The 23,777-nt window shown below is 65.0% G+C and carries 24 protein-coding genes and 1 riboswitch; of the genes, 16 read left to right on the forward strand and 8 right to left on the reverse strand.

All coding sequences use genetic code 11. From position 1 onward, the window contains the following. Positions 1-173 precede the first annotated feature (173 nt). From AB0J29_RS03660 to AB0J29_RS03680, 5 genes are all read right to left on the reverse strand, one after another. The gene (locus AB0J29_RS03660) at positions 174-782 is read right to left on the reverse strand and encodes a hypothetical protein (RefSeq protein ID WP_364778593.1); all 609 of its coding nucleotides are present in this window, start codon (positions 780-782) and stop codon (positions 174-176) included. Continuing rightward, positions 779-1,426 carry a helix-turn-helix domain-containing protein gene (locus AB0J29_RS03665; RefSeq protein ID WP_364778596.1) on the reverse strand — a complete coding sequence of 216 codons (648 nt, stop codon included), beginning with the start codon at positions 1,424-1,426 and terminating at the stop codon, positions 779-781. The genes AB0J29_RS03660 and AB0J29_RS03665 overlap by 4 nt, the downstream gene beginning before the upstream one ends. Before the next feature lie 244 nt (positions 1,427-1,670). Continuing rightward, positions 1,671-2,732, reverse strand: coding sequence for a fused (3R)-hydroxyacyl-ACP dehydratase subunits HadA/HadB (locus AB0J29_RS03670; protein WP_364778599.1), 1,062 nt, complete (start codon positions 2,730-2,732; stop codon positions 1,671-1,673). Between the two features lie 66 nt (positions 2,733-2,798). Beyond that, on the reverse strand, positions 2,799-4,214 hold the full coding sequence (locus AB0J29_RS03675; RefSeq protein ID WP_364778602.1) for a lipase family protein: 1,416 nt from the start codon (positions 4,212-4,214) through the stop codon (positions 2,799-2,801). A 263-nt stretch (positions 4,215-4,477) separates the two neighbouring features. Further along, on the reverse strand, positions 4,478-5,653 hold the full coding sequence (locus AB0J29_RS03680; RefSeq protein WP_364778605.1) for a lipase family protein: 1,176 nt from the start codon (positions 5,651-5,653) through the stop codon (positions 4,478-4,480). An 856-nt stretch (positions 5,654-6,509) separates the two neighbouring features. On the opposite strand from AB0J29_RS03680, the gene AB0J29_RS03685 reads away from it, so the two are divergent. The 4 genes from AB0J29_RS03685 to AB0J29_RS03700 are packed head-to-tail and all read left to right on the forward strand — an operon-like array spanning position 6,510 to position 8,374. Continuing rightward, entirely contained in the window at positions 6,510-7,007 is a 498-nt protein-coding gene (locus AB0J29_RS03685) for a DUF2599 domain-containing protein (RefSeq protein ID WP_364778608.1), read from the forward strand. Positions 7,008-7,056: 49 nt separating this feature from the next. After that, positions 7,057-7,752, forward strand: a complete 696-nt coding sequence (locus AB0J29_RS03690; protein WP_364778611.1) for an NAD(P)-binding oxidoreductase — start codon at positions 7,057-7,059, stop codon at positions 7,750-7,752. A 32-nt stretch (positions 7,753-7,784) separates the two neighbouring features. Then, positions 7,785-8,087, forward strand: coding sequence for a putative quinol monooxygenase (locus AB0J29_RS03695; RefSeq protein ID WP_364778614.1), 303 nt, complete (start codon positions 7,785-7,787; stop codon positions 8,085-8,087). Then, the gene (locus tag AB0J29_RS03700; RefSeq protein WP_364778617.1) at positions 8,084-8,374 is read left to right on the forward strand and encodes a hypothetical protein; all 291 of its coding nucleotides are present in this window, start codon (positions 8,084-8,086) and stop codon (positions 8,372-8,374) included. The genes AB0J29_RS03695 and AB0J29_RS03700 overlap by 4 nt, the downstream gene beginning before the upstream one ends. A gap of 14 nt (positions 8,375-8,388) precedes the next feature. Here the strand turns inward: AB0J29_RS03700 and AB0J29_RS03705 are convergent, their stop codons facing one another. Both AB0J29_RS03705 and AB0J29_RS03710 read right to left on the reverse strand, forming a co-directional pair. Further along, positions 8,389-9,276, reverse strand: a complete 888-nt coding sequence (locus tag AB0J29_RS03705) for a helix-turn-helix transcriptional regulator (protein WP_364778621.1) — start codon at positions 9,274-9,276, stop codon at positions 8,389-8,391. A gap of 85 nt (positions 9,277-9,361) precedes the next feature. After that, positions 9,362-9,586 carry a DUF397 domain-containing protein gene (locus AB0J29_RS03710; RefSeq protein WP_364778624.1) on the reverse strand — a complete coding sequence of 75 codons (225 nt, stop codon included), beginning with the start codon at positions 9,584-9,586 and terminating at the stop codon, positions 9,362-9,364. Between the two features lie 572 nt (positions 9,587-10,158). On the opposite strand from AB0J29_RS03710, the gene AB0J29_RS03715 reads away from it, so the two are divergent. Both AB0J29_RS03715 and AB0J29_RS03720 read left to right on the forward strand, forming a co-directional pair. Beyond that, a complete protein-coding gene (locus tag AB0J29_RS03715; RefSeq protein ID WP_364778627.1) occupies positions 10,159-10,398 on the forward strand; it encodes a hypothetical protein in 240 nt (79 codons plus the stop codon). A 192-nt stretch (positions 10,399-10,590) separates the two neighbouring features. Further along, entirely contained in the window at positions 10,591-10,788 is a 198-nt protein-coding gene (locus AB0J29_RS03720; protein WP_364778630.1) for a hypothetical protein, read from the forward strand. On the opposite strand, the gene AB0J29_RS03725 is transcribed toward AB0J29_RS03720, so the two are convergent. Continuing rightward, positions 10,785-10,916, reverse strand: coding sequence for a hypothetical protein (locus tag AB0J29_RS03725; RefSeq protein ID WP_364778633.1), 132 nt, complete (start codon positions 10,914-10,916; stop codon positions 10,785-10,787). The genes AB0J29_RS03720 and AB0J29_RS03725 overlap by 4 nt on opposite strands. A 414-nt stretch (positions 10,917-11,330) precedes the next feature. On the opposite strand from AB0J29_RS03725, the gene AB0J29_RS03730 reads away from it, so the two are divergent. The 10 genes from AB0J29_RS03730 to AB0J29_RS03775 all read left to right on the forward strand — a co-directional run bounded on the left by AB0J29_RS03730 (position 11,331) and on the right by AB0J29_RS03775 (position 23,769). After that, on the forward strand, positions 11,331-12,590 hold the full coding sequence (locus tag AB0J29_RS03730) for a helix-turn-helix domain-containing protein (protein WP_364778636.1): 1,260 nt from the start codon (positions 11,331-11,333) through the stop codon (positions 12,588-12,590). Between the two features lie 84 nt (positions 12,591-12,674). Further along, positions 12,675-13,109 (forward strand): CBS domain-containing protein, encoded by a 435-nt coding sequence (locus AB0J29_RS03735; protein WP_364778639.1) that lies wholly within the window; start codon positions 12,675-12,677, stop codon positions 13,107-13,109. A gap of 229 nt (positions 13,110-13,338) precedes the next feature. Continuing rightward, complete coding sequence (locus AB0J29_RS03740; RefSeq protein WP_364778642.1) at positions 13,339-14,547, forward strand: aminotransferase class V-fold PLP-dependent enzyme; 1,209 nt, start codon at positions 13,339-13,341, stop codon at positions 14,545-14,547. Beyond that, a complete protein-coding gene (locus AB0J29_RS03745; RefSeq protein ID WP_364778645.1) occupies positions 14,544-15,836 on the forward strand; it encodes a heavy-metal-associated domain-containing protein in 1,293 nt (430 codons plus the stop codon). The genes AB0J29_RS03740 and AB0J29_RS03745 overlap by 4 nt, the downstream gene beginning before the upstream one ends. Next, positions 15,833-17,431, forward strand: a complete 1,599-nt coding sequence (locus tag AB0J29_RS03750) for a decarboxylase (protein WP_364778648.1) — start codon at positions 15,833-15,835, stop codon at positions 17,429-17,431. Before AB0J29_RS03745 ends, AB0J29_RS03750 begins: the two co-directional genes overlap by 4 nt. Further along, a complete protein-coding gene (locus tag AB0J29_RS03755; protein WP_364778651.1) occupies positions 17,431-18,750 on the forward strand; it encodes a pyridoxal-phosphate dependent enzyme in 1,320 nt (439 codons plus the stop codon). Before AB0J29_RS03750 ends, AB0J29_RS03755 begins: the two co-directional genes overlap by 1 nt. Before the next feature lie 83 nt (positions 18,751-18,833). Beyond that, positions 18,834-19,460, forward strand: a complete 627-nt coding sequence (locus AB0J29_RS03760) for a TetR/AcrR family transcriptional regulator (RefSeq protein WP_364778654.1) — start codon at positions 18,834-18,836, stop codon at positions 19,458-19,460. A gap of 98 nt (positions 19,461-19,558) precedes the next feature. Next, a riboswitch (M-box (ykoK) riboswitch) is annotated at positions 19,559-19,730 on the forward strand. 234 nt (positions 19,731-19,964) lie between these two features. Then, positions 19,965-20,684: an MgtC/SapB family protein gene (locus AB0J29_RS03765; RefSeq protein WP_364778657.1), complete on the forward strand. Its 720-nt coding sequence runs from the start codon at positions 19,965-19,967 to the stop codon at positions 20,682-20,684. Continuing rightward, positions 20,681-22,417 (forward strand): ABC transporter permease subunit, encoded by a 1,737-nt coding sequence (locus AB0J29_RS03770; protein WP_364778660.1) that lies wholly within the window; start codon positions 20,681-20,683, stop codon positions 22,415-22,417. Before AB0J29_RS03765 ends, AB0J29_RS03770 begins: the two co-directional genes overlap by 4 nt. A gap of 32 nt (positions 22,418-22,449) precedes the next feature. After that, positions 22,450-23,769: a nitrate/sulfonate/bicarbonate ABC transporter ATP-binding protein gene (locus AB0J29_RS03775; protein ID WP_364778663.1), complete on the forward strand. Its 1,320-nt coding sequence runs from the start codon at positions 22,450-22,452 to the stop codon at positions 23,767-23,769. Positions 23,770-23,777 lie beyond the last annotated feature (8 nt).

The following is a 23,777-nucleotide window of genomic DNA, read 5'->3' on the forward strand; positions in this document are numbered from 1 at the left end:
CAGATCGAGTCTGTATGCCCGTTTGTGTTGCGGCACAGCGCAAACGGGTATCGATCGTGCGATATCCGATGTGCGTTCGCTCGCCGCGCGGCCTGATACCGCTGTGCCCTGACATCATCCGCGCCCACCGCGAGTGTCCCTATCCACTCGAATGAGCGCGCCGCACTTCGGCACTAGGCTTGATCCGGACGCGTCCCGTGATTGCCCCACATGCGGTCCACCGTCGCCCATTCGGCCTCCCACAACCGAGCCCTGCGCCGATCGAGCGCGCGGCGCAGCAGTGCGTAGCCGCAGCCGAAGCCAACCGCGATCCCGAAGACCATGCCGGTGGTGATCAGCAATGCCTTGCTCAATGCCCGGGTGCTCGACGGCGGCTCGGTGACCTTGCCCGCCCCGTCGAGCCAAATCTGCACCGTGGCACCAGCTTTCACCAAACCGGTGGCCTGGTAGTCGCTGGTATGCGTGACACCGTCGGCGTCGCGCCACTGCGCCCGAGCCGGGGTGATGGGCGCATACAGCGGTGCCTTGCCGACCTCGAGCACGGTCGCGTCGACCTCGTGCAACTGCGCCGCTTCCGCCCGCACGATGCGGTCTTCGGTCTGATAGATCCGGCCGCCGACCGCCATCGACAGCAGCGGGGCGATGATCAGGAACAATAATGTGAGCACCGCGGCGACCGCCAGTTGCAGACGATCCTCGCGGCGGCGCATCGGATTTCGATCCAGGCCGACCCGGCGGCAGGTGCGGCGGACAACGTTCGGCGACCCGGTTGCTGCGGTCATGACGGTGACACCTCGCTCTGGAATTCAGCTCTCAGCCCGTGAAGGGTGTCGAAGAATGCGTCGATGAGATCGGGCAATCCGTCGGTGTCCGAGCCCGTGCCCCAGGCCTGAAGGGCGGCGATCAGCAATCCGGACCCGGCCGCAACGGCCACCTCCGGCCGCCGGTCCACCGCGGGATCGACATCGAGTCTGGCGGCGATGATCCGGACGGATTCGCGCTGCCCCTCGAGCCGGATGCGCTGATAGCCCGCGGCCAGTGCCGGTTCGTCCTCGAAGCGTTGGAACAGTGCCCAGCGCCGGGCCAAACCCGCGGCCTTCGGTCCGGTGTATTCGGCGACCAGCCAGTCGTGCAGCGCATTGCGGTAGGCGACCAGCGGCGGCTCGGACCGGGGACGACGGCGCAGCGCCTCGTTGAACAGGTGCACGTCCTGGTCGATTTCACCGAGTACGGCCTCCTCGATGGAGGAGAAATGACGACTGAAGGTCCGCCGGGTGACCCCGGCGCGCTCCGCGATGTCCTCGACGGCCACCGAATCCAACCCACGCTCGTTGAGCAGGTCGAACGCGGCGCGCGACATGGCCGCGCGACTGCGCAGCGTACGCAACCGACGGCCGTCGAGGTCGACTTCGTCGTCGATACCCATATCGGCAGTCTACGCCCTATTGTCCCGTCGGGACATTAGTTCGGTGTGATTCGCATCAGGGCTTACGCGCCAGCCCGGTAACGATGAACTGCTCCCAGACGGTGAACTCACGGCCCGCGCCGGCGACCGCTGCCGCGGCACCGACTCGATAGATCCAAAATGCCCCATTTCCGCAAGCATTCGCACATCTGCGAGTACGTTCCCAACATCTTCGGCCCAGCATCTTCGGCCCAGCATCTCCAGCTCAGCGCAGCAACACCTCCGCGCTGGCCCGGCCGAACAGCTTGCGGCCGTCGGAGATCGCGGTGAGGGCGATGGTCGCCGCACGGCGGTCCGGATCCAATTCCTTGACCCGGCCGCGGAATTCGATCTTGCTTTGCGAGGTGGCCGCGACCGCGGCGAATCCGGCGAACCGCACACCGAATTCGGTCATCGCGGCCGGATCGCCGAGCCAATCGGTGAGATAGCTCGCGCCGAGGCCCATGGTCAGCAGGCCATGGGCCACCACGCCGGGCAGTCCCGCGGCGACCGCGACCTGCTCGCTGAAGTGGATCGGATTCGAATCACCCGATACCCCAGCATAATTCACCAGATCGCCGAGGGAGAGCGGAACGACGCGGGTGGGCAGTTCGGCGCCGATGCGCAGTTCGTCGAATTCGGGGATGCCGCACGATGCCCGCACCGTGATCTTGTCCACACCGGCCTCGGGCAACACCTCGTCGAAGCATTCGAACATCCTGCTGTCCACCGCATGTTCCGGCCGCCGCCGAATCGGGTCCTGCCGTTCGGTCAGCGCCTCGCCGGTCATGATGACGCCGTCGACCGCCGCGACCAGTTCGGTGGCCGCCTCGGCCCCGGTGCGTGCCACCACGGTGGTGTACGCGGTCTGCAGCAGTTCGTTGTACTGGTTGGTGAGCACATTCCGGATGAGCATGAAGTCCATATCGCTGAACTGCCGGAACGATTCGACGTAGGAGTCGCAGCGCAGTCGGTCACCGGCGATGAGCGGCCGGTGCACCCGAATCCTCTGCTCGGTCTGCAGCACCTGGCTGAAGTCGTAACCGGTCAGCACCGAATCGAACATCTTGCGCTGCAACAGCGGCCAGATGATCGACGAAAAGGTGGGCGGTGCGATGAGCCCGTCGTAGCCGAGTTCCCACGCCGCGTCCTCATACCAGTGCGCCGGGTGGAAGCCGCGAACCGCACGGGCGAATTCGCGAATCTTCTCCCGCCCGACCTCGTAATGGTCGGACATCCGATAGTGGCGGCCCACCATCGCGCTGGCCTGCTCAGATCCACTCGACACCGTCACATATCATAAATCGCGGCCAAGCGCCGGATGCTACGCTGATAGCAGATCGTAATAAGTCCCTTAACATTCATCATCCGCAGGCATGCCCTGCAGACGCTGATCCAGCCAGATCATCGCCTCGGGATAGCCGAGTGCACCGGCGATGATGTGTTCACCGAGGACGCTGCGATACACCGCCGACACGCCGAGGTCGCACTGCTCCCGGTAGAGGTTGCGCGCGCCCTGCGCCGGAATCCAGAATTCCTGCTCGCCGTTGTAGATGTAGAGCGGTGCCGCGGACCGCATGCCCGCCATGCGTGTCATGTCGTAGATCTCGGTGGCGACCTCGGAATGCAGCGGATCCGGAATCTTGGCGGCGATATCGATAGGCAGCATCAGCACCCCGACCGCGCCGAATACGCTGCCGCACAGATCTTTCAGCGGTGACGTCGCAGCCCACTGTGCCAGATTGTTCATGCTGGCCAGGATCTCCGGGCGCTCCCGGCCGACACCGAAGGTCGCGGCCAGGAAGACCCCCGAGGCGAGGTTGCCGTTCATGCTGCGCCCGAGGATTTCATAGTCCGCGGGCACGCCGCCGAGCGCGGCGCCGACGATCGATCCGGCCAATTCCGGCGCGTAGCTCTCGATCAGCTTCACCGCCCCGTTGGTGGCGATGGCGCCGCCGGAGTAGCCGGTCATACCGAATCGGCTGTCACCGAATTCGTCGGGGCGCAGTCCGCGCACCGCGCGAATGGCATCGAGAACGGCATGTCCGGCGACGTAGGGCTCCGCATAGGCCATCCACGGTCCCTCATGGTCCGGAACCAGCACCGCGTAGCCGCGCAATGTCGCCAATTGCGTTGTGGGCGGAACGAAGTCGGTGATGCTGGTATTGGGGGACCAGCCGTGCGCGAGGGTGTAGCCAGGCGTGCAGTCCCGGCCGAGCGCGTCGATCGGGAGGTTGTTCACCACGACCGGTCGGCTGCCCGGACCGGGCCATGCGGTGGCCGGAATGATCAATGTCGCGGTGGCATACGAGGCCGCGCCGCGCGAATCGGTGGTGCGATATTTCAGCAGCAGCGCCTGCCGTATGGGCACCAGCACCAAGGGCGCGGCGGTGGCGCTGACATCCCGCACCTCCACCAACTCGCCCGGTGCGTAATCGTCCAGATTCGCCGGCCACACATCGAAGATCGGATCACCGATGGCGCTCGGTGCCGAGGCCTGGCGCAGGGCGGCCAGCGCCGGGGACAGGGTCGTGGCCTCCGGCATCGGATCAGGCACCTGCGGCCCGGCAGCGATCGGTGGTGGCGGGATGACGCCATCGATCCACCGCTGCAGATCCGGCAGGATCGAACCACCGTCGGTCGGAATCGGTAAGGCGGGCAAGCCGGGAATGGCGGGCGGGGCCGGTGCGGGCGGTTCGGCCGCCGCCTCCCCCATCGCGACCGGACACACCAGCAACAGTGCGAAAACGATGACACGCAGACAGCTCATTGACACAGGCCCCAGGGTGCGACGTCGGGTTTCCCTGGCGCCGGGTTTATGGTGCCTTCGCCCCCGAAATGCCCCTGAGTGCCGAGGCCAGAAAGTCAGGCTATCCGAGGCGGGCAGATCGGATGCCCTGCCGTGCCCAAGTTGTGTATGTCACGTCGCCGAATCGCAACAATCCGAGCTGAATCCGCTTGTCCAGCAATGCGGATCCGACTCGGCCGCGATCCGGCATCCGCCGGATCGCACCAGTTCTGTTGTCCGCGTTCTCAACAGTTGCTCGGCGCCACCTCTCCCCGGAATCGCGCGTCCAACCAATTCAGCGCTGCTGGAATGCCCAGAACCGCAGCGGTGAGATGGTCGGGAACCGGGATCTGCTCGGACTGCACCCGCGCCCCGGCCGCGCACCAGCGCTTATCGGTATTCACCACCGCATCGATGGGAATGAGTCCATCGATCGGCGAATGCCATTCGAAGACAGGTGTTTTCGGCACGCCGTCGTAGAGTTCGAGGCTGTTCTCCTCGACCACCGCGCGTGCGGTGGCGTCGTTGATCATCGAGGTAGACTTCGCGAAGTCCAGCGCACCGCGCCCCGCGCCCGTAGCCAGGATGTCATTGGTGCAGCTGTTGGCGATCGTGGCCTGTGCGACAAGACCGCGCTCATTGAGTTGGTCGCTGAGCGGGAAGCGGTCGGGATACTCGCGCTCCAGGCCGAGTCCGGCCGCCAGGGCGAGCCCGAAAACCGGATGCGAGTTGAGACCGAGGGTCTCCAACATGGTCACCAGATTCATCGGCACACCGCCCATGGCGGCTCCGGCGATCTCCAGTTCCGGCGCATATCTGGGAGCCAGTGCGGCCGCCCATGCGGTGGCCATGCCGCCGCCGGAGTATCCGACCATCGATACCGGACTCTGCTGTACCTGTAGTTCGGCGACCTGCTTTACCGCCCGGATACCGTCGAGGGTGATCATGCCGCCCAATTTGGCCGCGCCATAGGCGAAATTCGGACCGAGGTGATCCGGCAGCGCGACGCTCCAGCCGCGCGAGAGCAGCACATTCCAGCCGGGCGCCTCCCGGACGATGAGGTTCGGATCGCCGGTGTAGAGCACCCGCGATACCGAGCACTCGGCGCCGAGCCCGTTGATGATGTGCTGATAGGACAGCAAGGGGCCGTCGGGGGCATGGGCCTTCGGAGTGAGCACCGTGGTGGTCGCCGCGATCGGCTGACCTTCGGAGCTGGTGGAACGGAAGCGCACTACGGTCACGGTGGTATCCGGGAAGATCGCCAGCGGCGGCATCACCCGCGTTGCGATCACATCACCGGGTTTCTTATCCGCCAGATCGGGCGGGGTGGCGTAGAAGGGGTCGGGATCCGGGGTGGGATACAGGGGTGTGGTGTGCGCGGTGCCCGCCGCTGTCAACACCATGAGCAGACCAATTGTCATTGCCAGCGACTGTTTGCCGGTTGCTCGGATCACGGCGCCGAGTGCGCGAATCGGGCTATGTAGGGCCTGCCTCATCGACGTATTGCCTCCGGGAGAGAATGTGGTCCAACGTTGCGAACATAGTCGATGGCGATTATCGCGAAGGCAAATGCCAAGCGAAATGTTTTGAGAAATCACAACTCTCGGGCGCGCAAATAGTGGTCGGCGGCCGGGCGCCTTCGTGACTGTCTCCGATCACGAGGTGTCGGGTCTGTGACATGTCCAGCCGAACAGCCAGACCATATGCCGCACCACGGTGCCCGACTTACCGTCATATACATCGACGCGGCCAGTGGGTGCCGGAGCGCACCGCGCCGATCACCGACGGCGACACCCCGCCTATCGCACGAATGGTCCACGCGCTCCCACTCGGACACCGATGGAACCGCGTACCGGGTGACGCTCCTCGGTGATGCCGTGCACCTGGCGTCGCCGGGCCGGCGACGGCGAACCGGCGACGTTCGACGCCGCCTAGCTCGGGAATGCGATCGCCCCCGACGACGTCGAAGGGCACGCGGCGCCCACGAAGAAGCGCTGTTCCCTCATAACGAGTCGGCCGCCGCGGACGCGCACCTGATCCTGGGGCGGTGCCTCGACGACCGCGCACCCTTCGGATTCGTCGATTTCCGCACGCGCGTCCGCGCGGAGGAGCACGATCGACCCGCGCAGTCCTGATCCATACCGCCGACGGTCCCGTTGAGGAACATCAGGTCCATGAGCCCGCAGCGAGATCAGGGTGGCGGCCACATCCCGGTATGGCTGTTGCGCCGCCGCACGATGGCTACCCTCAGATGGTGGACACCATGCGAGAGGATCGATGTTGACCCAGCGGAATACCGAACGGGCACGCTGGGCTGCGGTACTGCTGTGCTGCGGTGCGCTGGTCCCGGCCGCCGCCGCATGCGGCTCCGACGAGACAGCGTCGGTCGCGACGGCCGTGACGACAACCACGACGACCGCGGCCACCACTACCATTGCCGCACTGCCGAGCGTCGATCCCTACGCCGGCATGCCGCTCATCGACCACACCACCTGGACCGAGGGCGTCGACGGCCCCCGCCTGTTGGTCTATCCGACCGACGCCGGGCGCCGTGAGGCCTTCCCTGATACCGAGGAACGGGCGTGGCAGGAGGTGCTCACACACGCCCCAGACGCCGATACTCCCGGAATGCGTGACCAGTTCATCTGTCATTGGGCCTGGGCCCGCATGATGCAGCCCGATAAGGAGAGCTGGAATCTGGAACCCTGGCGTCCGGCGGTGGGCTATCAGGCCACCGTCCAGGCATCGTGTAATCCCGGAGGACCCGAACGCTGATCATTTCGAGCGACCAGCAAGCAGTCGCAACTGCCAGAAAGGACCCCACATGCGCATCGTCACCGCAGGCGGACACGGGAAGATCGCACTACGGCTCGGCGGAATACTCACCGGGCGCGGCGACGAGGTCGAGAGCCTCATCCGCAATGCCGACCATGCGGACGAGGTCGCGGCCACCGGCGCACGACCGGTCGTCCTCGATCTCGAGCACTGCACGGTGGCGGAGCTCGCTGCCGTCGTAAAGGGCTCCGACGCAGTGATTTTCGCCGCGGGCGCCGGCCCGGGCAGCGGGGCCGCCCGCAAGTACACGGTGGACAAGGGCGGTTCGGTGCTGTTGGCCGATGCCGCCGAGGCGGCCGGTGTCCGGCGGTTCGTGCAGATCTCGACCATGGGCGCGGGTAAGCCGCCCGCAGCCGGGACCGATGAGGTCTGGGCGGCCTATATCGATGCCAAGACCCAGGCCGAGGACGATCTGCGGGCCCGCGATCTCGATTGGACGATCCTGCGCCCCGGCCGGCTGCTCGATACCGCCGCGACCGACCGGGTCTTGCTGAGCACCCCGCCACTGCCCTTCGGCAGCATCGCCCGGGCCGATGTAGCCGTCGTCCTCGCCGAGATTCTGCACGCGTCACAGACCACGCACACCACATTGGAGCTCATCGCAGGCGACACACCGATAACCCGCGCGGTCTCGAATATTGGTAGCCAGTTGATCACCGAAGACGGTGCCGCACTGACCGATTGACACTATTCGCCGCTAGATTGGAGAACATAACCGTGTTCAGTCGTATCACTTCCCTGAAGCTGCGACCCGGATCCCGCGGCGAATTCCTCGATGTGGTCAGTCGCAGTGCCGCCGCATCGGTACGCGAGGAACCTGGTTGCCTGCGATTCGATGTGTGTGCCGACCGCATTGATCCGCACCGGTTTTTCCTCTACCAGGTCTATATCGATGAGGAGGCCGCCGAAGCGCACCGCTTCACCGATCATTTCCTGGCCTGGCACTGCGCCGCCGACCGATTCGTCGAACCAGGCACTCAGGTTCACTACAGCACCGATGTGGTCATCAATGCGAAATGATCGTGCCGAATTCGCTGCATCCGCGCCGGTTCGCGGATGATGAGCAGATGCGAAAAGCCCACTGCGAACGGACAATCAATCGTGCAGATGTGCTCGCATCCGAAAGGCGCCCCGACCTGAACTCGGTCCCGCAGGGCACTCGGCTGGAATCTGCGTGCCGCTGCGATATTCGACAATGCGTTCGCTGGTGGGGATTCGGGAGTGACCAGGGCGATTTCGATCTCGCCGCTGCGGATGCGTTCGCAGCTGAGACGAGCACCATCAACCCGAACGATCCGGCTCTATAGGGCTATCGGGCCGCTCAGGCGTTCTTCGCGTACTCGGCGAGGATCTTCAGCGACTCGCCGGGCGCCTCGGCTTGCACACTCAGGCGGTCCATGACCGAGAGGTACAGCGCCAGATCCTGCTTGCGATCCAGGTATAGCGCACTCGTCAGATGTTCGAGGTAGACGATGTCGGGCAGCTCGGTCTCGGCGAAACGCAAGATGCTGAACGAACTTCCCGCGGCCGCATGCTCGCCCGCCGAGTACGGCAGGACCTGCACCGTGACATTCGGCAGTTCCGCCAGCTCGATGAGGTGTTCCATCTGCTCGCGGTGCACCCGCGAACCACCGACCGGCCGATGCAGTGCGGCCTCATCGATAATCGCCCAGATGATCGGCGGATCGGCACGGTGCAGCACTTCCTGGCGACGGATGCGGACCTGCACGCGGCGGTCCATATCGGCGTCCTCGTACCCCAGTGACATGACAGCCCTGGCATATTCGGGTGTCTGCAATAGGCCGGGCACCAGATGCGCCTCGTAGGTACGGATCTTGGTCGCGGCCTGTTCCAAGCCGATGTAGGTGCCGAACCAAGACGGCAGCAGATCACTATAGCGATGCCACCAGCCTGGTTCGTTCGCCTGCCTGGCCAGATCCAGGAAATTTTCCCGCTCCTCGGCGTCGGTGACGCCGTACAGGGTGAGCAGGTCGCGGATGTCGCGTTCCTTGAAACCGGTGCGGCCCAACTCGAGACGACTGATTTTGGCGTGCGAACCGCGGATGGCGTCACCTGCGGCCTCACGGGTGATGCCATTCTTCACCCGGAGGTCACGCAACTGCCCGCCCAGCGCGATCCGCAAAACGGTCGGACCACGTTCCACTACAACTGATTGCACACGACCGTCGTCATCGGGTTCTGCGATCATGAAGTCATCTCCGATACTCGGGTTCGACCACAGTGTGTCACAAAAACCACATTCAACACACCGCACCGATCGGTCATGCTACCGCTCAGCTGGTCAGGTCGTCGAACTCCCCGGCCTTCGCGCCGCGCACGAACGCGTCGATCTCCGGTCGGGTGTAGAACAGCATCCCGCCTTCCGGATCGCGTGAATTACGAACGGCGACAGAACCATCCGACGCTTCGGCGACCTCGACGCAGTTACCGCCCGACGGACCGCTGAACGAGCTCTTGCGCCACGCGCCTGTGATCTTGGGTGTACCGGTGTCGAACATCTTCCCCACTCCTGTGTGAGATGTACGCTCGAGCGGCCTTACAGATGTGCGCTCAAACGTTCTTGCATTTGCACCTACATCCGCAAGATATCACGAAGCTTCGCCATGCGGCACAAGAGAATTCAGACCTGCCGGTTCCCTACGCGCCCCTGTTCACAGCGCTACCCGGGCGCCGAACCCGGCACCGCACGACGCGCTCGAAAATGCGTGATCGACTTCGCCATCGCGAGGGTTCAGCGGAGGCGAATCTTGTACTGTCGCAGTGCACATCGGCCGTGCCGGCCAATCGCGACACCCGCCGTCCGAGCAGTCCGGTTCACCATCGTTCAGCCGATCTCCGCCTACGGCGCGGTCGCACGCAAGCCCTGAAGCACAAGCGGCACAACGGCGGTCATCGACCACCCGGCCGACGACCGCCGTTCTTGTTTCTATTGGGCGTCCGTGCAAATGTACTTGCATCTGCAAGCGCCGACGGCCTAGAATCGGGCCCAGAATCGGGGAGGTACGCAGGGAGTTCGCGCCAGCGTCACCACAATTATCTCTCCATCCGGCAGACGCGAGGGGCGGTCGAGATGAGTACGCCATTCCGAACTCCGCACGGGGCCATGATGGCCGGCGGATCCGGGATCGACACCCTGCGGCAATGCTCGGCTGCGCCGGAGTACGCGCCGTTCGATTGCGGTGTCGAACCGCGCGGAATCACCTATCGGCAGGCCAGCGAGATCCTGCGCCTACACGAGGTACACGGCCCGCAGTGCCGCCAGTGGCTCGCCGCCGCCGCCTACCTCTCGGCTGGACTGAACGACGAATAGCGTTCGACCCCAACGGCTTCCCATAGGTATTGCTCCTAATCGCTGCGCACGCAGCGATGTTCGTGCAGATGTACTTGCATTTGCACGAGACATCGCTCTAAACTCGTGCGCGACAAGGGAGTTTCGCAACCGGGAGCCCGTGCCGCTGTCGCCGCCGGGATCTCTCGGCGCCAGAGCCACAGGGGCGTTCGCATGAATTCACCACACGCTGCCGGTCGACTCGGGATCGCCGATGTCGCCGCGGCATACGGCACCGAGGCACTACAGCGGCGCATCGCCGAGTTGCGCGCCAGCGGTCGGCACTACGCCGCCATCGCGATCGAACACGAAATCCGCAGCGGAGCACTGGTAATCGATTCCGAGCTGCGGAATCAACAAGGCGCGGTCTAGATTTCGCCACCACCGCCGATGAACCAGGGGTTGCTGCACACCAGGTTCAGAAGTGTGGTCGGGTCGAGTGCCCGCAGCGCAATGGATGCCGTACGCGACGAGTATGTCATCGTCAGCTGATCGGACATATCCTGATCACAGCCGTCTTGGAGCGTGATGTTGTGCATGGTCGCCCCGGAACCCGAAGGCAGGAAGGTCAGCTCCGCGCGAGCATGGCCATCCCGACCGACGTGGTGCGTGGAGCCGGACGGTGACCATTAGCGCCGCCTTACCAACTCCCCCTTCGAATTTCAGATTGAGCGGTTCACTGTGCCACCCTGCGAGTGCGCGACGATATCGGCCGCAGCGTTGAAAGAGTCCGGGTCGACACAGCACATGATGTCGAGAGGTGCAGCACCGCCGGAACCGAAACGCCCTCGGGACGGGGTCGCCCGACAATAGATCTCGCGCAATCTTCGCCTGGGTTCATAACTTTTTCGTATAGTGGTGCAACGATTCGGGCGCAGATCTATTACGTCCGAGGTGGCCCTGGAGCGACGCTGATGACCTTCTCCGCGCCGGATCGGTCCGTCGAGCCGACGGAACCTGTACTAGAGATCGGCGGCCAGCCCGCGTCGATTCCCCTACTCAATACCGACCGCATCGCCTCGCGCATGGTCGGCTACTTCGCGACCTGTATGGCGCCGTGTCGCACGCTGCCCGGCGAGCAGTTGCGTGGCGATGTCACCAGACTGACCCGCAGCTGCCTGGCATTGGCCGCCGAAATGCTCGACAAGCGAACGGTTCCCGGCAAGGAACAGCTCGGCGAAGTCACAGCGGCCGCAGCGCAATGGGCTCGCGAGGCAGTGCCGCTGGGCACCATCCTGCGCGCCTACCACGAAGGGCTGCGCATCGCATTCGGACTGGTGACCGCGCGCGCCAAGGCCGACGATGTCGATGAACTGCTGGTCGCCACCGACCTGATGCTCGAACTCCTGGAGGCGATCACCGCCGCGGTTTCGGACGCCTACGTCGAGGAACAGCATCTCGTCGCGCGTGAACACCAGACCGCGTCGCAGACACTGGCCTCGGCACTGCTGAGCGGTCGGGGCAGTTCCGCACTCGCCCGCCAGGCGGGCATACCGATTGCCGACTCGTATCAGGTAGTCGCGCTAGCGATTCCGGAACATCCCGACGAGCGTGATCCTCGGGTCGACAGCCATGTGGCCGCCCGCAGGAAGCTGCGCCGACTGCAGGCGGCACTGGCCACCACCTTCGAATCGCGGGTACTCGCGCTGCTGAGCGCCAAGGGCGGCACGCTGCTGGTCCCGATCGAGGACGATGCACCGACACTGACCGTCGAAACACTGGCACTGCTGGCCGAATCCGCCGAGGTCGCGCTGACCGCGACGTTGGTCACCAGTGGGACCGATCTAATACCCGACGCCGCCGACCAGGCGCACGAGCTCCTCAATCTGGTGCGGGTCGGCGAACGCAATCCGGGCCTGTACCAGATGGCCGACCTGGCCGTGGAGTACCAGCTCACCCGCGGCGGTCCCGCCACCCGCCGCATCGCGACCATTCTCGATCCGCTCGACGCCCATCCCGAACTGTTCGACACCATGCGCGCCTACCTCGGCAATGATATGAATCGCCAGCTCACCGCGCGCCAGCTCTATGTGCACCCGAATACCGTCGATTACCGGCTGCGCCGCATCGCTCAGCTGACGTCCATAGATCTGGCCACCTCGGCAGGCATCTCGCAGGCCGCCATCGCCCTGCTCGCCCGCGATCTGGACCGCAGCGTCGCCCGCCGGCTGTAAATTGCATCCTGATGCGGATTTGTGCTGGTCACGAGATCACAGAGGCGTCATTCTAGTAGTGCCACGACGTCGGGATGGTGGACCATGCGAATAGCGGAGATCTTGCACAGGAAGGGCAGCGACGTGGCGACCGTCGCGCCCGAGACCACGGTACGGACCCTGCTCGGCACGCTCGCCGAACACAATATCGGTGCGGTGGTGGTATCGCCGGACGGCAACCGGATCTTCGGCATTGTCTCCGAGCGCGATGTGGTGCGCAGTCTGCACGCGCGCGGCGCCGCGCTGCTCGATACGCCGGTCTCGGAGATCATGACCGTCGATGTGCGCACCTGTGACCCCGATGACCGGGTCGACGGACTGCGCGGCACCATGACCGAGCACCGCGTCCGGCACTTGCCCGTGGTCCGCGACGGCCGCCTGGTCGGCATTGTCAGCATCGGCGATGTGGTCAAGAGCGCGATCTCCGAACTGGCCACCGAACGCCAGCATCTGGTCGAGTACGTACAGGGGCAGTACTGAACGATCCAGGATATCCGCGACGTGGCCTCGGGTACCTGTGACTTGTCGAAAGACGTTGGCTACGAGAAGTCTTCGAAGTCGCTCGGAATAATGCGTATCGTTGGTGACGTCCAGTGCGTTCTCGGAAGGGAGCGGCAGTTTGCGGTCACCTGCGTCCGGTGCGCACCTAGTCCGATCGACCACCACCCAGTCCGCCCCGCAGATACCGGCACCAGCGCCGCTCGCGGCCGTGCGCGCACTTTTTCCGGCGTTGGCCGAATCCACGGAGGTCTATCTGGACAGCGCGGCCACCACGCAGAAGCCGCTGCCGGTCATCGAGACCATCCACCGCTATCACAGCTCACGCACCGCCAATGCCGGTCGCGGCACCTACCCGTGGGCCACCAATCTGACCACCCGCCTTGCCCAGGTCCGCGAACGCATGGCCACCTTCATCGGCGCCGAATCGCCCGCGGAGGTGGTCTTCACCGGCGGCGCTACCGCGGCGCTCAATGCCGTCGCACTGTCCTGGGGGCTGGCCGAACTCGATGACGGTGACGAAATCCTTTACAACCCACGCGATCACGCCTCGAATGTGCATCCGTGGCACCATCTGCGCAAGGTGCTCGCCCGCTTCGGTCGGCGCATCGAACTGGTCCCCTACCGGGTGACCGAACTCGGCGAAGCCGATACCGCCGACATTCTGGCCAAGGTCGGTCCGCGCACCCGGCTGATCACCACCAGCCATCTGCACCACGTCTTCGGCGGACTCACCACACTCGAGGAGCTGCGCGGGAAGCTCGATCCCCGGATTCTGCTGTGCTTCGACTGCAGTCAGAGCGCGGGGCATATGCCGCTGGACGTGACCGAACTCGGCGCGGACTTCGCGATCTTCGCCGCGCACAAGATGTTCGGCGCGCCCGGTACCGGAATCCTCTACTGCCACCGCAGAGTTCACGATCGGCTGCTGCCTTTCCTGCCCGGTGGAAATACCGGGGTCGATCTCACCGACGCCGGATTGACCTCGACCGGCATGCCGGACCTGCTCGAGGGCGGCACCCAGAACCTTCCGGGCATCCTGGCCCTCGGCAGCGCACTGGAGGTGCTGGAATCGCTGGACGTCGGCGTGATCGCCGCGCACAATCGCGCATTGACGCTGCGGCTCATCGACAATCTGCGTCCGGTACCCGGGCTGGAATTCCTCCCCGGTCCGGCGCACGCACCATGCGCAATCGGCTACGGCATCGTGTCCTTCACGCTCGCAGGCATTTCCGCGACCGATCTCGGATTCGTCATGAGCGAGTTGGGTTTTCTGGTCCGCACCGGCTTACACTGCTCACCCCGGGGTGGCGACGAGCCCACGGACTCGGTGCGGGTCAGCACGCACATCTACAACACCTTCGACGAGATCGACCGGTTCGCGACCTGCGTCAAGACGATTGCCGAGGAGGTCACATGAGAATGGACGACACCCCGCGCTATGACCGGCGCGCGGCGTCCCGGGTTCTGGCGGGACTGGCCCAACCCGGATTGTTCGCCACTCCCATCGCGGTTCCGGCGAGTCGACATATCGAATACACCTGTGCCGCACTGCGTCCCGAACCGGGCAGTCACCTCACCTATTCGCAGCGGCTGTACCTGCAACAGTTCATGCGCCCGTGCCAGCCCGCGCAGGTCACCAGCGCGACGCACCGTATCGCCTGGACCGATAGCGACGGCGTCCCCAATACCGGGCACTTCCGCGCCGATGGCCTCGGCCCGCTCGTGCCCATCGCCATGCGTGAAACCGTGCTGGTGCTCTGGCATGCCCTCGCCGCGAATTCCGCACTGACACAACGGGTCGACGGCCTCGGCCCGCACGAGCACGCGCTGTTGGACGGCACTACCACCGATCACGATCCGATCGAAATCTTCCGCGTCGGCATCGAGGCCACCGGGCGCGCACTGGCCCAGCACGCATTGCTGGCCCGGCAGACGCAGTATCGCACTGCGGCCGAATTCGCCAGGGGCATCCACGATTCCGGCATCTTCACATCGGTCGCCACCCGCTGGTACTGGGAGTTGCAGGCCTCCACCTACCGCCGCGGCATGATTCCGGTAACGCTGGCCGCTCAACCCGACGGCACGGTGCGGTACACCGCCGACACAGTGGCAACGCTGCGTGCGATGAAGGATGCCACCATCGAGGACGCGCACACGGTAATGCGGCGAGCGACCCGCGCCGAGGGACTGAGCGTCGACGCGGCCATTGCCAAATACCATGACGATCTCGATCTCATCTCCCGCCAGTACGCGCTGCTGCCCGCCGATACCCGGCCCGCATGCCTGGCCGCCATGCCACATCATCTCGGTGGCGCCCAGTACACGCTGTTGCCGGTGGTCGTGGACAAGTTCGTCGAGATCTTCGAACAGCTCGCCGAGCGGATCCGGATCACCGAGGTGAATGCCGAGCTGGACGAACTGACCGCCGACCTGCCTGCCAGCGCCGAGGATCGGATCTTCTATGTGCCCGATATGAGCTGTCAGCACTGTGTTCGCACGATCACCGGGGTGCTGGAGAATATGGGCATCAAGGTGATCGAGATCGATCTGCCCAGTAAGCGGGTGGTCGCCGAATTCCGCAGTCCGCGCAATCGGGCCAGTGCCTTCGAGTCGATCCGCGACGGCGGCTACAACCCGGTGACCGAGAAACCGGCGCGAACCGCATTGGCGCCCGTGCGATCCCAGCCCACGGAAACCGCCGTATGACGGTACCGCCACCGGCGCTACCCGCGAAGATCCATCCGCTGGTGCGCGCCTTTCTCGATACACGCGATGCCGTCGAGGAGACGCTGATTCGCTTCGGATCCCCGATCCACCTGGTGTTTCCGCAGGTCTACGCGGAGAACCTGAAGCGATTGCGCGCCGTACTGGACAGCAAGGGTGCGCGCTACCGAATCTGCTACGCGCACAAGGTGAATCAGTCCCGTGCCTTCGTGCGCACCGCCGAACATGCCGGTATCGCCATCGATGTCGCCTCGCCGCAGGAGCTGGCCAATGCCATCGGAGCCGGATTCGACCCGATGCGGATCGAGGTGACCGGACCGAAAGGTGAAGCGTTCCTGCGTGATCTGATCGATTGCGGCGTCACCATCAATGTCGACAATCTGTGGGAGCTGGGGCGAATCACCGAATTGGCCGGTGATCGCGCGCGAGTTCCGGTGCTGCTGCGGGTGTCCGGCTTCGACGAGACCGCGGTGAGCCGGTTCGGTGTACCGCTGGCCCATGTGGACCGCGCCCTGGATCTGCTGTCGGCCAACCGCCACCGAATCGCGTTCCTCGGCTTCGCCTTTCATATCGACTCAGGTGATGCCGCGGAACGCATCCGGGCCATCGACACCTGCCTCGATCTGGTCGAGCGCGCCTACGACTGCGGCCTCGACCCTTCGGTATTGAATATCGGCGGCGGCTTCCGGCAGGTGTTCACCGCCGACGCTGACCGCTTCGACGGATATGTGCGGGCACTGCGCGAATCGCTGCTCGGCCGTGGCGAATCGATGAGCTGGTCGAACAATACCTTCGGCTATCACGTCGATGACGGTGCGGTGCACGGGATTCCGATCTTCCACAAGTATGCGAACACCGTGGCCGCAACGCGGATGCTGGACGATCTGCTCGGCGCCCCGCTGGGGCGGCACGGTGGCCGCACCGTGGCCCAGGTCGCCGGGGACAATATGCTCGATATCTGGTTGGAGCCGGGTAAGGCGCTGGTCGATCATGCGGGGGTGACGGTGTCGCGGGTGGAGTTCGTCAAGGAGCTCGCCGATGGCACGGTGCTGGTAAATCTGGATCTGAGCCGGGATCAGGTGACACCCGCGGATCAGGAGGTCATGGTCGATCCGGTGATCCTGCCGAGTGTCGCGCATATGCCGAGGACCGCTCCTGTGCGCGATGCCGGCCCGGGTGATGGCGCAATGCCGCCGCGCGGCGCCGCCGACACCACGCCGACATTGCCTCCGGTGGTCGAATCCGGCCCGGTCGGTGTGTATTTCGCCGGACGCCTGTGCCTGGAGCGTGATCTGATCACCAATCACAAGGTGTGGCTGCCCGAATGCCCCCGCCAGGGCGATCTGGTGGTGTTTCCGAATACCGGCGCCTACCACATGGATCTGTCCGCGGCCTCGGCATCGATGCACGCACTGCCCGCGAAACTCGCCGTCGTACACCGCGCGGGCAGTTTCCAGGTCTACCGCGATACCGATTACGAACCACTCATACCGGTTGGTCTGCCGCCACCGCGCCGCACACCCCCGCGCGGCCCCAGCCGACCGCCGCTGCCGCGCCGACCCTCCGAGGCTCAGTAATGCGCTACGACCACATCACCGAGCTGATCGGCAATACGCCGCTGCTGCGGCTGGATCCGGCGGTGCACGGCCTGGACAATGTCGAGCTGTACGCGAAACTGGAGTCGCACAATCCCTTCGGCTCGGTCAAGGATCGGGTGGCCTGGGGCATGATCCGCGATGATCTGGACGAGATCCGGGCGGGCGGGCAAACGCTCATCGAGGCGTCCAGCGGCAATACCGCCAAGGCGCTGCGTATTCTCGGCGCGATACACGGCATCGGTCTCCGTGCGGTGACCAATCGGATCAAGGTCGCCGAGGTGCGGGAGCTGCTGCAGCTGTTCGGCACCGAGATCGTGGAGTTGCCCGGGCTGTCCGAATGTCCGGACCCGACCACACCGAACGATGTGTATTCGGTGATCGAGGCGACCATGGGCAAGGAGCCGGGCGCCTATTATCACGCCTCGCAGTACACCAACGAGAAGAATATCGAGGCGCATCACCACGGCACCGGCCGCGAGATCCATGAAGACTTGGCCGCCGACGGCATCACTCGCGTCGACTATCTGATCGGCGGGCTCGGCACCACCGGCTCCACCCGCGGCACCGCCACCTACCTGCGCAAACACAATCCCGAATTGCGCTGTACCGCAGTGGTTTCCGATCGGTCGGATTTCATACCCGGTATCCGCTCGGAGAGCGAGATGTGGGATGTGGGACTGTTCCAACCCGATTTCTACGACCGTATCGTCACCATCGATTCCACCCGCGCGGTGGACGCTACCCTCGCATTGGCCACCGGGTACGGCATCCTGGCCGGTCCGACCAGCGGCGCCAGCTATGCCGCGGCGCTGGAAACCCTTCGCGAGCAGGCGGCTTCCCCGAGTGAGCCGGTGGTGGCGGTCTTCATCGTCTGCGATCGACTCGAACCGTATCTGTCTTATATCAAGAAGCGCAGGCCGGAACTGTTCGACCGCGCCGATCGCCGCCGCGCACCAACGCCTGCCGAACTCGCCGCGACCCCGGCCGTATCCCCGCAGGAATTGGCCGAACTGGACCGCACCGCCCGCCCGACCATCGTGGACACCCGCGGCGCCATGGCCTATCGCATCGGTCACGTGCCGGGCGCGATCAATATCCGCGACGACCAACTCGACGATATGTTCACCCACGGCATCCCGTTTTCCCGATCGCGCCCCCTGGTATTCGTGTGTCCGGTCGGCGAACTATCCCTGCGCTTCGCCGCGATCGCTCGCCAGGACGGTTTCGACGCCTGCAGCCTCGGCGGCGGAATCGTCGCCTGGCGCGATGCCGGATTCGCACTCGAACGTGGCGGCTGAACCGTCCCCGGCTCGTGCACGACAACCGGAGATGTGTGCGCAACCCTGGCCTCGCCCCGACAGCCAGGCATTACTGTGGGCGGGTGCAGAAAGGCCAGGAATCAGCTGACGATGCCGGTCCTCGGATCTGGGGCGGTACGACGCTCACCGAACGTCGAGAGGCTCGCCGCGCCGCGCTGCTAGAGGCCGCGCTCGACCTGATCGGGGAATCGGGTGCGAGCGGTGTCACCATGCGGGCGGTGTGTCGTCGCGCCAATCTCACCGACCGGTACTTCTATGAGAGCTTCACCAGCCGCGACGAACTACTGGATGTGCTCTACCGGCAGGTCGCCGACGAATTCCTGGAACCGATGACCGCCTTCGCCGCCGCCGATCCCTCCCGCGACCGCGCGCTGTCGGAGATCCTGGTCGACACAGTGCTCGCGGATCCGCGCAAGTCCCGACTGTTCCTGGTCGAACCGTACTCGAGCACCAGCCTCGGCCAGACCACCATCGCGGTCATGCCGGTCTTCACCAAGGTTCTGCAGGATCATCTGTTCACCCATATCGATGATCCGGTGCGCCGCAGACTGGCCGCACTCACCATGGCCAGCGGTAATGCGGGCATGTTCTCGGCCTGGTTGAACGGATCGCTGCGCGCCACCCGCGAGCAGGTCATCGAGCACTGCGTGGCGACGCTCGCCGCCTACCGCTCGCTGTACCAGTCCTGATTCGACCCGCATTCGGCTGCGGCGCAGCGGGATTGAACGTTGCGCGGCTTACACCGGGTTGCGAGGTCGGCGATGCGGGTGTTTACTTGCCAACGCAAGGTGCCAATCGTTCGCTGAGGCTCCTTCACGGATACAGGCCAGCGACCCCGAACGTCGAGAGACGCCCCGGGTCAGGACAGATCTCCCCGGCCCAAGGGGTGATCCCGATTGGCTCCCGATGTAGTCGGGTTCACGCCGTGAAGTGCCAAAGGTCTTACGAGGAGAGGCTTCGACCGGCCATTTGTCGGATTCCTCTGCTGTGCTCTGCGACGATGACACACGATGCCCGGCTGTGCCGTGCGGCCGATCGGAAGAAGGAGGTGAGCCGGATGTCCGGCGGTGAAAGTCCCGTGCCCCTGTTAGCCGAATATTCACCCGGCGACACCTCCGCAGCGGCGCTCCGGAACGGGACCAGCCCGTAGCCTGCTGTTCGATGGTGCGCTTGACCTAGTCAGGGAGTGCGTAATGTCAACGGTAGAGATGCTCCTGCGGCTGCTGGCCGGTGTCGGCCTCGGCGCCGTCATCGGCTTCGAGCGGCAGTATCGGGCCAGGATGGCGGGGCTGCGCACCAATGCGCTGGTGGCGGCGGGTGCGACACTGTTCGTCCTGCTCTCGGCGCACGGCTTCCACGGCGGTGACGCCGATCCGACCCGGGTGGCCGCACAGATCGTCTCCGGTATCGGTTTCCTCGGCGCGGGTGTGATCATCCGCGACGGGTTGAACGTGCGCGGGCTCAATACCGCTGCGACACTGTGGTGTTCGGCCGCGGTCGGCGCGCTGGCCGGTGCGGGCATGTTCCTCACTGCCGCCGCGGGCGCCCTGGCGGTGATGGTGGTCAATATCGCACTGCGGGCCGCCGGACGTGCGGTGGACCGCCATCCCGATGCCGCCGCCGAACAACCCGCATCCTATGTATTCGTCGCGGTGACCAACGATGACCAGGAAGCGCATGTGCGGGCGCTGCTGGTTCAGGCATTGACCCGCACCGACTTTCGGCTGATCTCGGTGGCGAGTGCGAATACCGATATTGCGGGTCGGGTGGAGGTGCGCGCCGAACTCACCGGTGACCAGCGCGACGACCGGCAAATGGAATCGGCGGTGAGCCGGCTCAGCCTGGAACCGTCGGTGACCAGTGTCGGCTGGCATATTTCGGTCGACGACGCCGCGGACGGAGCACAGGCATGACTCTGCTGCGCTCCTACTCCTCCCGCGACGCCGTCGATCGCCCGCGCAATCGCGCGGCGGATGTGGCGGTATTCGTCGGTGCCGCGGTGCTGATCTGGGCAGTTGTGCGGATCTCGACCGGCATCGCGGTACCGTTCGACGAAACCACGGCCACGGCAACAGTTTCCACGGACACCAGCGAGCTGCCGTATTACGCGGCCCGATCGCTGCTGCGGATGTTCGCCGCACTCGTGCTCTCGATCGTCTTCACCTTCGTCTACGCGACCGCCGCCGCCCGACTGCGGCGCGCCCGCGTGGTGCTGGTGCCCGCGCTCGACATTCTGCAGTCGGTGCCGATCCTCGGGTTCCTGTCCATCACCGTCGCCGGATTCATCGCCCTGTTCCCCGGCTCGGAACTGGGCTTGGAGGCCGCGGCCATCTTCGCGATCTTCACCTCGCAGGCATGGAATTCAACGTTCGCCTTCTACCACAGCCTGGCAGCGCAACCGCGTGAGCTCGACGAGGCCTCGCGGAATCTGAGATTGTCGCGCTGGCAACGGTTCTGGCGGGTCGACGTGCCCAGCGGCATGATCCCGCTGGTGTGGAACGGCATGATGAGCTTCGGCGGTGGCTGGTTCTTCCTGGTCGCCTCCGAGGCGATCAGTGTGAACAACCGGCAGTACGCGCTGCCGGGTATCGGCTCATATGTGGCGACCGCGACGGCGGACAGCGAGCTCGGCAAGGTGTTCATCGCCATCGGCGTCATGATCGTCATGGTCGTCGGGGTCAACTTCGTGTTCTGGCGGCCGTTGGTGGCGTGGGCCGAGCGCTTCCGAGTCGAAGACTCCGAAGCCGCCGAGGCGCCGCGCAGCGTGGTGCTGAACCTCTTGCGGCGCTCACATATTCCTGGGCTGCTCGGCCGGATCCTCGGACCGCTGGTCGCACCGCTGGATCGGGTGATGAGTGTCTTCGGCCTCGCTGAATATCCGCTGCACACTTCGGTTTCCCGCCGCCGGGTCGGCGATATGGTATTCGCGGCGGTAGTGGTGACCGCGATCGCCTACGGTGGCTATCGGGTGCTGGACTACATCGACGCCACCGCGGGGTTCGGTGAGGTGACGCATGCGTTCGGGCTGGGTCTGCTCACGTTATCGCGTGTCATCGTGCTGCTCATCATCGCGACATTGGTCTGGGTGCCGATCGGGGTCTGGATCGGTCTGAACCCCAAGGTGTCCCGCATCGCCCAGCCGATCGTGCAGGTGCTCGCGAGCTTTCCGGCGAATTTCCTGTTCCCGCTCTTCACGGCGATGCTCGTCTGGAGCGGGGCGAGCCTGAACTGGGCGGGCACCATCCTGATGGCACTCGGTGCACAGTGGTACATCCTGTTCAATGTCATCGCCGGGGCCAGCGCGGTGCCCAATGATCTGCGCGAGGCCGCCGCGAATCTGCAACTGCCACGTGCACTGTGGTGGCGCAAGCTGATTCTGCCCGCCGTCTTCCCGAGCTATGTGACCGGCGCGATCACCGCGGCGGGCGGTGCCTGGAATGCCTCTATCGTCGCCGAGGTGGTGCAGTACGGGTCGACCACGCTGGTCGCGGCCGGACTCGGTTCCTACATCAAACAGGCGACCGAAGTCGGCGATTCGCCGCGCATCCTCATCGGTGTGCTGGTGATGAGCATGTACGTCGTCGGCATCAACCGGCTGTTCTGGCGGCGACTGTACGCCCTTGCCGAGCGGCGGTATTCGCTGTGACCACACCCCGCTCACCACGAAAGAGGTCGATCATGACCACAACGACCGGTAATGGCGAAGTGCTACTGGATGTCACGGGTGTCAGCAAGTACTTCACCGGCGCCGCGGGCGACGAACTGCGGGTGCTCGACGGGATCGACCTGCGACTGCACAGTGGTGAGATCATCGCGCTGCTGGGGCGTTCGGGCTCGGGCAAGTCCACACTGCTGCGCATTATCGCCGGACTCATCGCACCGACCAGCGGGCACGTCCGCTATCGGGGCGCCGAACTCAACGGTGCGAATCCCGGTGCCGCACTGGTCTTCCAATCCTTCGCGCTCATGCCGTGGCTCACCGTGCAAGACAATGTCGAACTCGGCCTCGCGGCCCGCAACATCGCACCGGCCGAGCGCCGCCAACGGGCGCTGGCCGCGATCGATATGATCGGTCTGGACGGTTTCGAAACCGCCTATCCCAAGGAACTTTCCGGCGGAATGCGCCAACGCGTCGGCTTCGCGCGAGCGTTGGTCCTCGAGCCGGATCTGCTGCTGATGGACGAACCGTTCTCGGCCCTCGATGTGCTGACCGCCGAGAATCTGCGCACAGAGCTCGTAAACCTCTGGGCCACCGATGGTTTCCCGACCAAGTCGGTGTGCATTGTCACGCACAATATCGAGGAGGCGGTGCTGCTCGCCGATCGTGTGGTCGTGCTCGGCGCCAATCCAGGGCGCATCATCGCCGAAATTTCGGTCACTCAGCCGCGACCGCGGGACCGGCGCACCGCGAATTTCGAGAATCTGGTCGACGAGATCTACGGCCTGCTCACCGGCCGCGAGACCGAACCCGCCGCCCCCGCACCCGATATCGCGACACCCACGGCGCGTCCGCTGCCCGACGCATCGGTCGGCGGCCTCGCCGGTCTGGTCGAGCTGGTTTACGCCAATGGCGGCCGGGCCGACCTCCCCGATATCGCCGACGAACTCAATTTCGAAATCGATGACCTGCTCCCCCTTGTCGATGCCGCGACCATGCTCGGTTTCAGCACGGTGGAATCCGGTGATGTGCTGCTCACCGAGATCGGCACCCACTTCACCACCGCCGATATCCAGGAGAGCAAGCGGATCTTCGCCGAACAGGCCCGGCACCGGGCCCCATTGGTGCGCACCATCTGCAAGGGCTTGGCGGGCAGTCGCGACGGCAGCCTGCGTGCCGGATTCTTCCTCGACCTGCTGCGCCGCGGTTTCGGACCGGAAGATGCCCGCCGCCAACTGGATATCGCCATCGACTGGGGCCGCTATGCCGAGTTGTACGACTACGACACCGACTCCGATCGGATCACCGCCGATCCGGCCGCGCAGCTCAGATCAGCCTGAAGACGAAT

The sequence above is a fragment of the Nocardia sp. NPDC049707 genome (genome assembly GCF_040674855.1).
Lineage (GTDB): Bacteria > Actinomycetota > Actinomycetes > Mycobacteriales > Mycobacteriaceae > Nocardia.